The following is a 12742-nucleotide window of genomic DNA, read 5'->3' as shown; positions in this document are numbered from 1 at the left end:
GCATGCGAACCGCAACGGCAGGAGCCGGAACACCCATCGACCAGCTGGACTTGGACACTGTCAGCACGCGGGACCTGGACCGCCACGCCATGGCCCACGACGCCTCGCACTACCTCCTGGTCCCGCAGGGGGTGGCCACTCCACGCGATGCTGCCGACGTCGGCGCCCTGCTGCGGCGCAGCCGGGAGCTCGGTCTTCCCGCCACCTTTCGGTCCGGCGGCACCAGCCTGTCCGGCCAGGCCCTGAGCGACAGCCTGCTGATCAACACCCGCCAGCATTTCCGCGGCGTTGAGGTGCTCGACGGCGGCGGCCGGGTCCGTGTCCAGCCCGGCGCCACGGTGCGCAGCGTCAACTCCCGGCTGGCCGCGTTCGGGCGTAAGCTCGGCCCGGATCCGGCCAGCGAGATCGCCTGCACCGTGGGCGGCGTCATCGCCAACAACTCCTCCGGGATGGCGTGCGGTACCGAGTTCAACACCTACCGGACGCTGGAATCAATGGTGCTGGTGCTGCCTTCGGGCACGGTCATCGACACCGCCGATGCGGACGCCGACCGGCGGTTGCGTGAGCTGGAGCCGGACCTCCACGAGGGCCTGCTGAGGCTGCGCCGCCGGGTGGTGGGCAACGACGAGTCCGTCCGCATCATCCGTTCACTGTTCTCCATGAAGAACACCATGGGCTACGGGGTGAACTCCTTCCTGGACTACGAACGCCCCGTGGACATCCTGATGCACCTCATGATCGGCAGCGAGGGGACCCTCGGCTTCGTGGCGGAGGCTGTCTTCCGCACCGTCGAGGTCAAACCCGCCGTTGCCACCGGGCTGCTGGTTTTCAACACCCTCGACGCGGCGACGGGAGCCCTGCCGGACCTGGTGTCCACCGGCCTTGCCACCATTGAACTCATGGACGCGGCAGCGTTGAAGGTGGCCCAGGCTGCCGCCGACGCTCCCGCCGCCATCAGGACGCTGCCGGTCCAGGGACACGCGGCGCTGCTGGTTGAACACCAGGGCTCGGATGCCGCCGAGCTGTCCGGCAAGCGGGCAGGCTCGCAGCAGCTGTTCGATTCACTGGACCTCGCCACACCCTTCGGGCTCACCTCGGACCCGCAAGACCGGGCTGCCCTTTGGCACGTGCGCAAAGGCCTGTACACGGCCGTGGCCGGCGCCCGCCCGTCGGGAACCAATGCGTTGCTGGAGGACATCGTGGTGCCGGTTCCCGCCCTCGCGGGCACCTGCGGCGAACTGACGCGGCTCTTCCGCGAACACCAGTACAAGGAATCGGTGATTTTCGGGCACGCCAAGGACGGGAACGTCCACTTCATGCTCAACGAGCGCTTCGACGATCCGGACCAGCTGCTGCGCTACCAGGCCTTTACCGACGAGATGGTGGACCTGGTCCTTGGCGCGGGCGGTTCACTCAAGGCCGAGCACGGCACCGGCCGCATTATGGCGCCTTTCGTCCGCCGCCAGTATGGCGATGAGCTCTATGCAGTGATGCAGGAAATCAAGCGGCTGATCGACCCGCCCAACCTCCTGAACCCGGGCGTGCTGCTCGCGGATGAGCCCCTTTCCTACATCGAGAACCTGAAGGTGGCTCCCACCGTCGAGGAGGAGGTGGACCGCTGCGTCGAGTGCGGGTACTGCGAACCGGTGTGCCCCAGCAAGGACATCACGCTTACTCCGCGCCAACGCATTGTGCTTCGGCGCGACATCGCTGCCGCCGAGCAACGCGGCGACCACGCACTCGCCGCCAACCTGCGCAAGGACTACGACTACGACGGCGTGCAGACCTGCGCGGCGGACGGCATGTGCGTCACCGCCTGCCCGGTGCTGATCAACACCGGAGACCTGGTGCGGCGGCTGCGCAAGGAAAACGCCAACACGCTCGCCGCGGCGGGCTGGAACAAGGCCGCCGAAAACTGGGGCGCCGTGACCGCCAGCGGCGGGGTGGCCCTGACTGTAGCCAAGGCCCTGCCGGCTCCGCTGCCAAAGGCTGCGACCGCCGTCGGCCGGGCCCTGCTGGGGACGGAGGCCGTGCCCGCCTACACGGCCGTACTGCCCGGCGGTGGTTCCAGGCGCAGCGCACGCCCGGACCCGGACAGCATGGCCGTGTTCTTCCCTGCCTGCATCGGGACGATGTTCGGCCCTGCAGATGCTGCAGGAGGCGCCGGGAAGGGATCGGCCCAGGCCTTCCTGGACCTCTGCGGGCGCGCCGGTGTGCGGGTCAGCGTTCCGGAAGGGATCGAGAGCCTGTGCTGCGGCACGCCGTGGAAGTCCAAGGGCTTCTCCCAGGGCTACGACGCCATGGCCGCCAAGGTTTTGGACGGGCTGTACGAGGCCAGTGGCCGGGGCAAGCTGCCGGTGGTGTGCGATGCCGCCTCCTGCACGGAAGGCCTGGACACCATGAAGCGCCTCGCGGCTGCGGGCGATGAGCGGTACGCCGGGCTGCGTTTCGTTGATTCTGTGGAGTTCGTGCACCAGCACGTTCTGGGCCGGCTCACGGTGACCGCCCCGCTGAATTCCATCGCCCTGCACCCCACGTGCTCGTCCACCCAGCTGGGGACAAACCCGGCCCTGCTTGAGATCGCGGGGGCCGTCACGGACGATGTGTTCGTACCACTGAACTGGGGTTGCTGCGCGTTCGCGGGTGACCGCGGCCTGCTCCATCCGGAACTGACGGACTCGGCGACGGACCGGCAGGCACGCGAGATCAACGAGCGGGAGTTCGACGCCTACGCCTCCACCAACCGCACCTGCGAGCTGGGAATGTCCAAGGCGACCGGCCACTCGTACCGCCACCTGCTGGAAATTCTCGAGGAGGCCACCAGACCCTGAGCCATCCCGCTAGACTGGCCGGGCAAGGACGGATTGGGGGATCCAGGGCGGTGGCGCCACTGTTTTGCCTGGTCGGTCGCAGCCAGCGGACCCAAGGACCACCGATGACTTTCTTCCAGGACTTTCCCGTCCCTCCCCTGCCGCCCCGGCCTCGGAACACCAGGCACGTCCCGCCGCCCTGGGTAGCCGCTCCCGCTTATGAAGTGCCGGCTGTTGTCCACCTTGGCAAGTTCGTGAGCCGGACTCCCAGCATCGTAGTGGCGCTCAAAAGCGCCGAAGTCTTCTCCACTGGCTGCCTGTTCAACCTGTCCTGGGTCTTCCGCAGGGCGGACCAGACGGAGGAGGACTGGGCCGAACTGCAGCACCTGTTCTTTCAGCCCGGCAGGGGCTTTCGCGGCGGCAGCGGGAGGCAGAGCGGACTCCTGTTCGGCGTCGAATTCCCTGACGGTTCAAAAGCGAGCACCGGCAGCCAGCTACCCTACGGGCTGATGGAACCGGGCACCAACCCGGAACCTCCCGTCCTCGCCCTGAACGGCGGCGGTGGCGGCGGTGGCGATGAAGAGTTCTCCGGCAGCGGCACGCTCTGGCTGTGGCCGCTCCCGCCGGCCGGGGATCTCCGGCTGGTGTGCCAATGGACCGACTTCGGTTTGGCGGAAACGTCATTGATGCTCGACGGCGGGGCGTTGCGTGAGGCGGCGGCGTCCGTTCAGCCGTACTGGCCGGAGGAGGAGCACAGCAATGGGTGACTTTACTGGGTTAGTCCTGTTTGTCCTCGTCGGAGCGGTTTTCTGCTACATCCTGTACGGCGTGATCCGCGCCGGGGTACGAGACGGAATCCTCCAGGCGGATGAGCGGCGCGCCAAGCGCTCGGAAGGGCTGAACTAGGCCTCCACCGCGGTGACGATGCTGCCGTACCCCTGCAGGAACATGCGCCGGCCCTGGCCTTCGTCCGTCCACACCCAGATGATGGAGTAGTCGGAGGTCACGGCATCCACCACGCCGGTGCCGGCGAGGGTTCCTTCGGCGAAACGGACCCTGTCCCCCACCGCGAGCCGCGGATGCCTGGTCCGCTTCCTTCGAGGCCTGGGCGTGGCGGCTTTCCCTGCCATCGCAAGGTCTGACGGGCAGGTGCTGGCGTGCTGGCGCATCAAATTTCCTCTGGCTCGCGGGCGGACGGTCAGCTCATTACGACCCTGCCCGCTGCTCCCAGGTCACGCCCTTCGGCGTGGTGCAGCAAGACTAACGCGTCGGCACTTCGGGATGCACAAACGGCCCCCTCGGAACGGAGTATGACTGCTCCGTTCCGAGGGCGCCGTACCACGCCGGAAGAAGGTCAGTCGAGCGCCGCCACGGATCCCAGCGCGTCCCACGCAAAGCTGGCCAGCCAGTGGGTGGACATGAAGTCGCCGCTCTCCAGCCCAAGGAGCCCGGCCTTCAGCAGCGGGTCCAGCGCCTCGTTCAGTACAGCCGAAGCGGCGGACGCCTCCGGGCTGCCGGATTCCCGCAGCGTGGCAATGATCCGCGCCACCTGTCCGGCGCGGGTCAGGTTCAGCCCGTGCAGGTGCACCAGGTAGCCGTCGGTTTCATCCGTGACACTGACCGGCTGCAGGATCCGCGACTCCGCGGAAAGCTCCGGAAGGAACGCTGCGAACCAGGCGGCGAACTCATCAGCGGTCAGCACGCGGCGCATCAGGTCCGCCTCGCTCAGGCCCGCGGAAAGGAAGTCCTGCCCGCTCAGTTCCCAGTCACCCGGCCAGCCCCGGTCATTCGCGAACCAGGTGCGGGCCGCCTCCTCGCACGCCTTCGCGGCATCGGCGCGGCCCAGCGAGCGGAACGCATCCAGCATGTAGCCCACGCCGAAGGCGGCATTCGTATGCAGCCCGTGCCGGACCGGATACTGTGCCTTCTGCATCCACGCGGCGCTGAGGTCCGCCACGGCATCCACCAGCGGCTCCAGGGCGGTCCCCCACCCACGCAACTGAGGATCTGAAGAAGCGGAGCACGTCGCGGCCAGCCGCATCAGCCAGGCCCAGCCGTACGGCCGCTCCCAAGACGGGTTGGCCACCAGGTAGTCCCGCTCCACTGCCAGCTTGGCCGGCGTCAGGTTCGCGCCTACCGCTTCCCGAAGCGACGCCTCGGTGGGTCCGTCCACCCAGGCCGCCGGGCCGCCGTCGGGCGCTCCGTCACGAACAGCTCCACCAAGGGGTGACCCGGGGGTGCCGCCCAGCAGGCTGGCTCCCAGCCAGTGCATGTGCACGCACGAGTGCCAGTCGAAGGAGGTGTAGAAGGCGGGGTGGATCTGCTCGGGGGTGGGCCGGTCCTCGGCGGATGCCTGGGTGTGGTGCGCCGAATGCGGGAAGGGCTCGGAGAGGTTGCCCAGCACCACGGCAGCGTAGTCCGGTGCCGCCTGAACGCGAAGATCGTTGTCCATCATGCTCCTTTGGAAGGCAGGTCAGGGGAAGGCAGGGTTAGTGGAAGGCCAGGAAGTACATCAGCGCGATGTTTACCGCCAGCAGCGGGATCGCCGTGCCCACCTGCGCCGTGATGACGCCGTACTTGTTCTTCATCTCCAGCAGCGCGGACGGCACCAGGTTGAAGTTGGCAGCCATGGGGGTGCAGAGCGTGCCGCAGAAACCGGCCAGCATGCCGATGGCGAAGATGATGGCGGGGTCGCCGTGGAAGGTCTGCACCAGCACGGGCCAACCGATGGCCGCAGTCATGATCGGGAAGGCGGCGAAGCCGTTGCCCATCAGCACGGTGAAGAGGAACATGCCGATGCAGTAGACCAGCACGCCGGCGATCAGGGAGCCCTTGGGCAGCAGCCCGGAGGCCAGGGTGCCCACCGCGGTGCCCACGCCTGCCTTGGTGAAGAGGATGCCCAGCGTGGTGAGCATCTGCGGCAGCAGCGCAGCCCAGCCGATGGATTCCAGGATGCGGCGGCTTTCGAAGATGGGGGTCGCCGGGTTCTTCGGCTTCAGGATCAGGAGCGCGACGACGACGGCGGCCACGGCGCCGATGGCCAGGGCTACCAGCGTGGTGTTCTTGGGGTCGAGCAGCGGGGTGCCGCCGATGTTCAGCACGGGCGCGGCCAGCACCAGGATCACGGTGACCAGCGGCAGCGTAAGGGCCGGGATGAAGAGCTTGTTGCCGAAGCGCTTGGCGTAGGACTCCCTCTCGGGCCCGGTGGAGGTGCGGTGCTTGCCGTGGCCCAGCAGGCCGGTGGAGGCCAGGACCACCAGGACCAGGACGGCGACGCCCAGGATCCAGCCCGGTGCCGTGCCCGCCTGCACCCAGGTGCTGTAGAAGAAGCAGAGGCCCAGGATGCCCCAGAAGGCGGAGCTGCCCCAGCGGCGGGGGTGGTTGGTGTCGGCGGCAATCAGTGATGCCCACGCGACGAACAGAATGCCGATCAGCCAGTAGACGGCTTCAACGTTGATCATTTGGCTTCTCCTGCGGCTTCCTTGGGGGCGGTGAGCTCGTACTCGCGGTATTCCTTGTCCAGCTGCTTGTCCAGGCCCAGGAGCCGGAAGCCGTGGATGAGGAACGCTGCGATGGCGGTGGGGATGGCCCACAGGGCCAGCTGGAGCGGCTCCAGGTGCAGGTGGTAGGTGGTGTCAACGAAGGTGGTGATCAGCAGGATGGAGCCGACGGCCACGAACACGTCCTCGCCGAAAAACACGCCCACGTTGTCCGCACCGGCGGAGTGGCCCTTGATCTTCTCGCTGATCTTTTCCGGCACGTGCCCGTAGCGGCGCAGCGCGGCACCTTCGGCCATGGGGAACACCAGCGGGCGGACGGTCTGGGCGTGGCCGCCGATGCTGTTCAGGCCCACGGCGGCGGTGATCTGGCGGACCGCAAGGTAACCGATGAGCACGCGGCCCGCGGTCAGCTTGGCCAGGCGGCCGATGAGGACCTTGGCCTGCTCCTGCAGTCCGAAGAACTCGATGATGCCCACCACCGGCAGCACCGCCACGAAGATGGTGACCGAGCGGCTGCTGGCGAAGCCGGTGCCGAAGGCATCGAGGATCTGCGCGGGGTTCATGCCGCCCAGCAGTGCGGTGACGATGCCGGCGACAGTGACGACAATCAAGGGGTTCAGGCGGATGGCGAAGCCAACGATCACCAGCAGCACCCCGATGAGTACAAGCATGACTATCCCTTCCCAGGGGGACCCGTGACGGGTCTTTCAAAGTGGGGGCCGGCGCGTCTGTGCGGTTGGTCGTTGGGGGGGTGACGGCGCCGAGGGGCGGGAGCCCCGGTTGCGTTGGGACTGCAGGGTTGTGTGAGCTGCAGAACAACTGTGTGATCTAAAGCATAGCTTTTTGTTCAACAATCCTGCAACCCCCTTTTGGGAAGGGGGTGGTTGCTAACGGCCGACGGCGTCCAGCAGCTGGGCCTCGGCGCGGTCCAGGTAGGTGGCCAGGAAGTCCGCTGCCGCGGCCTTGTCCCCTGCCTCCAGGAGTTCCACGATGTGGGCGTTGTCCTCCACGTAGGGCTCGTGGAACGCCGGGTTGGCGGCCATGGAGTGGAACACCAGGCGCATCTCGGCCAGGACCTGGTCCATCAGGCTGTTGAGCCGTTCGCTGCCGGCGCGGTCCACGATGGCACGGTGGAAGTGCTGGTTGGCCCCGGCCATGCCGGGAATGTCCCCTTCCGCGGCGGCGGCCCTGGCGGCCTTGATGATGGCCGGCAGCGGCTCAATGGAGGTCTCGCCGGACCACAACACCGCGGCGGGTTCCAGGAAGCGGCGCACCCGGTAGATCTCGCGGATGTCGTCCGCGGTGGGGTGGGCCACGAACACGCCGCGGTTGGGGATGCGGGTGACGATGTGCTCGGCATGCAGCGCGGTGAACGCCTCGCGCAGGGTATTCCGGGACACGCCAAGGGCCTCGCGGAGCGCTTCCTCCGCGAGCTTGGAACCGGGCTTGAGCAGGCCTGCCTCGATGCGGCTGCGCAGCTGGGCGGCCACCCAGAGGCCGGTCTCGGCGTGCTTGGTGGTCCTGGCCTGGGCTTGGAGATCGGCCAGTACCTCGTCAAACGTCATGGCACCACGATATCGGCCCGGGCCTGCCCGGACGTGCCAGTGTCCCGCGCAGTCAGGTCCCTCTCTTCGCGGTTCCCCTGCAGCGGACCGTCCGGCTCACCCGATGGTGGCGAGCACCTGGCCGGGCGCCACGGAGTCTCCCGCCGCGGCGAACTGCTCCCCCAGGGTGCCGGCGCGGTGGGCGGCGACGGCGGTCTCCATCTTCATAGCTTCGAGCACCAGCACCGTCTCACCCTCCTCCACGCTGGACCCGGGCGCAGCCAGCCACTTCACCACGGTGCCGGCCATGGTTGCCAGCAGGTCGCCGTCGTTCTTTTCCGCCTGGGTTTCCTCGTGGCTTTCCGGAGCGTCTGCGCCGCGCCGGCCGCCGCCGTCGAGCAGCGAATCCAGCAGGGCCTTGGGCAGCCCCAGCTCCATCCGCTTGCCGTCCACCTCGATGCCAATGGTCCGGCGGGGCTCCTCCGGAGCGGCGGGGCTGAACGCAGGATCCGCGTCGAGGGCGGTGGTGAACTCGCTTTCAATCCAGGTGGTGTAGACGCCCAGGCTGTCCGTGCCGGTGAAGTCCGGAGCGTCCACCACCGCGCGGTGGAAGGGCAGCACGGTGGCCAGGCCGCCGATGCGGAACTCACGCAGGGCGCGGCGCGCGCGGCGGAGGGCCTGCTGCCGGTCGGCGCCGGTGACCACCAGCTTGGCCAACAGCGAGTCGAACTGGCCGGGAATGACGGAGCCGGCGCGGACCCCGGTATCGAGGCGAACCCCGGGACCGGTGGGCACCTCAAACTCCGTGACCGCACCCGGGGACGGCAGGAAGCCGCGGCCCGGATCCTCTGCGTTGATGCGGAATTCAAAGGCGTGGCCGCGCGGTTCCGGATCCTCCAGGATGGGGAGCTCCTCCCCTGCCGCGATGGCCAACTGGGCGGCGACGAGATCCACGCCCGAGGTTTCCTCGGTAATGGGGTGCTCCACCTGCAGGCGGGTGTTGACCTCCAGGAAGCTCAGGAAGCCGCTGCCGTCCAGCAGGTACTCCACCGTCCCCGCGCCGACGTATCCTGCCTCGCGGCAAATCGCTTTTGCGGAGGCGTGGATTTCCGCCCGCTGTTCGGGGGTAAGGAAGGGCGCCGGAGCCTCCTCCACGAGTTTCTGGTGGCGGCGCTGCAGCGAGCAGTCGCGCGTTCCGACCACCACCACGTTGCCGTGCGTATCCGCGATGACCTGGGCCTCCACGTGGCGCGGCCGGTCCAGGAACTTCTCCACGTAACACTCGCTGCGGCCGAAGGCGGCCAAAGATTCGCGGACCGCGGAGTCGAAGCTTTCCTCGATGTCGGCCAGGTTCCGGACTACCTTGAGGCCGCGGCCGCCGCCGCCGAAGGCAGCCTTGATCGCCACGGGAAGGCCCACCCGTTCGGCGAAGGCGCGCACCTCTTCGGCGCTGTCCACGGGGCCGTCGCTGCCGGGCGCCAGCGGGGCGCCGGCACGGACCGCCACCTCACGGGCGCTGACCTTGTCACCCAGCAGCCGGATGGTCTCCGGGGAGGGTCCGATCCACGTCAGGCCGGCGTCCATGACGGCCTGGGCGAAGGCGGCGTTTTCGGACAGGAAGCCGTAGCCGGGGTGGACGGCGTCGGCGCCGCTCTTCGCCGCGACCGCCAGGATCTTTTCGATGTCCAGGTAGGTTTCCTGGGGCCTGGATCCTGCCAGCGAGTAGGCCTCGGTGGCGGCTTGGACGTGGAGCGCGTCGGCGTCGGGGTCGGCGTAGACGGCCACGCTTTCCAGGCCTGCATCGTCGCAGGCCCGGGCGATCCGGACGGCGATTTCGCCGCGGTTGGCAATGAGGACTTTACGCATGGGAGCTTTCCTTAGGTGTTTCGGGCAGTTCTGCCGGGGGTGCTGCAGCGGCGAACCGCACGGTGGTGCCGGGAGGAAGTTGGGCGGCCTTGTCCAGGTCCGGGTGGACGACGACGGCAATCACCGGATACCCGCCGGTCACCGGATGGTCGGAGAGGAAGAGCACGGGCTGGCCTTCGGGCGGCACCTGGACAGCGCCGCGGACGGTTCCTTCGCTGGACAGTTCGCCGTCCCGGCTGCGGGTCAGCGCCTGGCCCGTCAGTCGCAGGCCAATCCGGTTGGACTGCGGCGTGACGGTCCACTCCTGCTTGAGGAAGTCCTGCAGGGTGCCGTTGCTGAACCAGTCCTGCCGTGGTCCCGGGACCACGCGCAGCTCGGTGGCCTGGTCCTGGTCCGGGAGGGGTGACACCTCCGGGTGGCCCACCATGCTGCCGGGCTTCGGGGCTTGGACGGGCAGGACGGTGCCGGCTTGAAGCGGTTCGGGGCCGACTCCCGACATGGTGTCAGTGGAACGGCTGCCCAGGGCTTCGGGCCCGCCGATTCCGCCACGGACCCCAAGGTAGGAGCGGAGTCCCCTCGTCGCGTTTCCGATTGTGAGCTTCTCCCCTGCCAGCAGCGCGAAGGGGGCGTCGCACGCTGGGTGCCGTACCGCCGTCGTGGGTTCTGCCTTGGTGGCGGGCGTGATCTGCAGCGGGACGTCCGCGCCTGTCACTGCGAGGACCTGGTCCGAGAGGGCTTCGAGTTCGAGTCCGCCGAAGAGGAGTTCGATTCCTGCCGCACCTTCGGGGTTGCCCACCAGGCGGTTTGCGCGGCGGAGGGCCCCGCGGTCCATGGCACCGGCGCTGCTGACGCCCAAGGACGCGAAGCCGGGGCGGCCCAGGTCCTGGACGGTGGCCTGAAGCCCGGGCTTGCGGACGATGAGGCCTGCGGCCGGTACGACCGCGTCGTCCTGTGCTGGCTGGCCTTCTGCCGCCTGGTGTTCCGCCGGCTGCGGCGGTGCTGTCACCGTGGCCTCGGCCCGGACGGCATTAAACCTGACGGTATCTCCGGGACGGATCAGGGCGGGGTTTTCCCGGCCGAGGTCCCACATCAGGGCGTCGGTGCGGCCGATCAGCTGCCAGCCACCCGGCGACTGCCGAGGGTAGACGGCGGAGTATGCGCCGCCCAGCGCGACGGCACCCGCGGGAACAGCGGTTCGCGGTGAGCGGCGGCGCGGAACCTCCAAGCTGGGATTCTCGCCGGTAAGGTACGCGAAGCCCGGCGCGAAGCCGGCAAAGGCAGCAGTCCACAGCTGGCCCGTGTGGGCGGCCACCACTGCCTGCCGGCCCAGGCCGGTGAGCGACCCGGCCTCATCCAGGTCCTCGCCGTCGTACACCACGTCAATGGTGACCAGCGCGCTCTCGATCTCAGCAGGCGCGTCGAGGTCAAGGCTGCGCACGTGGGCAGCCAGTCCCCGGACTGCCTGGGACGAATCCGCGGTGACCAGGACGGTGGCCGCGGCGGCGATGACGTCGATCTGGCCCGGCTGCGGGTGGGCGGTGAGTTGGGCCTGGAGGCTGAGCACGGCGTCCAGGGACGAGAGCTCAACAAGGATGGCCCGGTCCCCGGCTGGGCGGATGCCGGTTACTTCCGCGTGGTTGGCCTTGCCGGCCTGCTGCTGCGTGGCGGTCATGGCTAGGCGAAGCTTTGGATCTGGATGCCGGCGTTCTCCAGCGCGGAGCGGACGGCGGCAGCCATGGCCACGGCGCCGGGGGTGTCACCGTGGAGGCAGATGCTTTCGGCCTTCACGGGGACCAGCGATCCGTCGGTGGCGCGGACCACGCCGTCGCCGGCCAGGCGCAGGACGTGTTCGACGACGTCATCCACCTCGTGCAGCACGGCGCCGGCTTCACGGCGGGAGACCAGGGTGCCGTCGGGATTGTAGGCGCGGTCGGCGAAGGCCTCGGCTATGGTCCGCAATCCGGCGGCGTCGGCCTGGCGCTGGATTTCCGAGTTGGGAAGGACCATGAGGGGCAGGGTGGGGTCCACGGCCAGGATGGCGGCGACCACGGCGCCTGCCTGCTGCGGGTGGTTCACGATGGTGTTGTACAGGGCGCCGTGGGGCTTGACGTAGCGGACGGCGGTTCCGGCGGCGAGGGCCACGGCCTGGACGGCGCCGATCTGGTACACCACGTCTGCCGTCAGTTCGGCCGGGGTCATGTCCACGTAGCGGCGGCCGAAGCCTGCCAGGTCCCGATAGCCGGGGTGGGCGCCCACGGTGACACCGGCCTTAACGGCTGCCTGGCACGTGGCCATGATGCCCACGGGGTCGCCGGCATGGAAGCCGCAAGCCACGTTGGCACTGGAAACACTTTCAAAAATTGCGGCGTCATCGCCGAAGGACCAGTTCCCAAAGGACTCGCCGACGTCGCTGTTCAGGTCGATGCTGGGCATTGTGATCTCCGTCTCGGATTGGTGTCCTTCAAGAATGCCCTAAAAACTCAGATTGTTCAACAATCTGCAGTTCTCTATTACTGCCCTCCCCCTCAACGCCCGCTCATATCCGGCAGCTCCTCCCTCAACGCCCGCTCATATCCGGCAGCTCCTCCTCGGACGCCCGCTCATATCCTGCGGGTTGGTCCTCAACGCCCGCTCATATCCGGCAGCTCCTCCTCGGACGCCCGCTCATATCCTGCGGGTTGGTCCTCAACGCCCGCTCACATCTGGCAGGTTGGTCCGCAACGCCCGCTCATATCTGGCAGATTGATCCTGAACGCCCGCTCATGGATGTCGGAAGATGTGAGCGGGGGTTGGTGGTTTTGTTGTCAGAGGTGAGCGGGGGTTTTCGGGGTGGGCCAGGTGGTTTGTTTGTTTAAATGTGGGAGGCCCCGAACCGTGTGGTTCGGGGCCTCGACCTAATAGTTGTTCCGGCGGTGACCTACTCTCCCACACCCTCCCGGGTGCAGTACCATCGGCGCTGTGGGCCTTAGCTTCCGGGTTCGGAATGGGACCGGGCGTTTCCCCCACGCTATGACCGCCGTAA

Annotated in this window: 11 protein-coding genes and 1 rRNA gene; 3 read left to right on the top strand and 9 right to left on the bottom strand. The window is 68.2% G+C overall.

The window, feature by feature from the left end:
• Positions 1-2: 2 nt before the first annotated feature.
• The 3 genes from ACFO0G_RS05385 to ACFO0G_RS05375 all read left to right on the top strand — a co-directional run bounded on the left by ACFO0G_RS05385 (position 3) and on the right by ACFO0G_RS05375 (position 3716).
• Positions 3-2831 (top strand): FAD-binding and (Fe-S)-binding domain-containing protein, encoded by a 2829-nt coding sequence (locus ACFO0G_RS05385; protein ID WP_376976681.1) that lies wholly within the window; start codon positions 3-5, stop codon positions 2829-2831.
• A 104-nt stretch (positions 2832-2935) separates the two neighbouring features.
• On the top strand, positions 2936-3577 hold the full coding sequence (locus tag ACFO0G_RS05380; protein ID WP_376976680.1) for a hypothetical protein: 642 nt from the start codon (positions 2936-2938) through the stop codon (positions 3575-3577).
• Positions 3570-3716, top strand: coding sequence for a hypothetical protein (locus tag ACFO0G_RS05375; protein ID WP_376976679.1), 147 nt, complete (start codon positions 3570-3572; stop codon positions 3714-3716). The genes ACFO0G_RS05380 and ACFO0G_RS05375 overlap by 8 nt, the downstream gene beginning before the upstream one ends.
• Here ACFO0G_RS05375 and ACFO0G_RS05370 read toward each other — a convergent pair.
• The 9 genes from ACFO0G_RS05370 to rrf form a co-directional block, all read right to left on the bottom strand.
• Positions 3713-3979: a hypothetical protein gene (locus ACFO0G_RS05370; RefSeq protein WP_376976678.1), complete on the bottom strand. Its 267-nt coding sequence runs from the start codon at positions 3977-3979 to the stop codon at positions 3713-3715. The two genes, ACFO0G_RS05375 and ACFO0G_RS05370, sit on opposite strands and share 4 nt — an antisense overlap.
• 185 nt (positions 3980-4164) lie before the next feature.
• Complete coding sequence (locus ACFO0G_RS05365; RefSeq protein ID WP_376976677.1) at positions 4165-5262, bottom strand: DUF2891 family protein; 1098 nt, start codon at positions 5260-5262, stop codon at positions 4165-4167.
• A 37-nt stretch (positions 5263-5299) separates the two neighbouring features.
• Entirely contained in the window at positions 5300-6271 is a 972-nt protein-coding gene (locus ACFO0G_RS05360) for a DUF979 domain-containing protein (protein ID WP_376976676.1), read from the bottom strand.
• Complete coding sequence (locus ACFO0G_RS05355) at positions 6268-6981, bottom strand: DUF969 domain-containing protein (protein ID WP_376976675.1); 714 nt, start codon at positions 6979-6981, stop codon at positions 6268-6270. Before ACFO0G_RS05355 ends, ACFO0G_RS05360 begins: the two co-directional genes overlap by 4 nt.
• A gap of 216 nt (positions 6982-7197) precedes the next feature.
• The gene (locus ACFO0G_RS05350) at positions 7198-7875 is read right to left on the bottom strand and encodes a GntR family transcriptional regulator (protein ID WP_286402357.1); all 678 of its coding nucleotides are present in this window, start codon (positions 7873-7875) and stop codon (positions 7198-7200) included.
• 96 nt (positions 7876-7971) lie between these two features.
• On the bottom strand, positions 7972-9720 hold the full coding sequence (locus ACFO0G_RS05345) for an acetyl/propionyl/methylcrotonyl-CoA carboxylase subunit alpha (RefSeq protein ID WP_376976674.1): 1749 nt from the start codon (positions 9718-9720) through the stop codon (positions 7972-7974).
• The gene (locus tag ACFO0G_RS05340) at positions 9713-11392 is read right to left on the bottom strand and encodes a 5-oxoprolinase subunit B/C family protein (RefSeq protein WP_376976673.1); all 1680 of its coding nucleotides are present in this window, start codon (positions 11390-11392) and stop codon (positions 9713-9715) included. The genes ACFO0G_RS05345 and ACFO0G_RS05340 overlap by 8 nt, the downstream gene beginning before the upstream one ends.
• 2 nt (positions 11393-11394) lie before the next feature.
• A complete protein-coding gene (locus ACFO0G_RS05335) occupies positions 11395-12153 on the bottom strand; it encodes a LamB/YcsF family protein (protein ID WP_376976672.1) in 759 nt (252 codons plus the stop codon).
• 471 nt (positions 12154-12624) lie between these two features.
• Positions 12625-12741, bottom strand: a 5S ribosomal RNA gene (gene rrf / locus ACFO0G_RS05330).
• Position 12742 lies beyond the last annotated feature (1 nt).

This window comes from Arthrobacter sedimenti, from assembly GCF_042652025.1.
Taxonomy (GTDB): Bacteria; Actinomycetota; Actinomycetes; order Actinomycetales; family Micrococcaceae; genus Arthrobacter; species Arthrobacter sedimenti.
The sequence above is the reverse complement of the archived record's forward strand: the minus strand, read 5'-3'. Positions and strand labels throughout refer to the sequence as shown.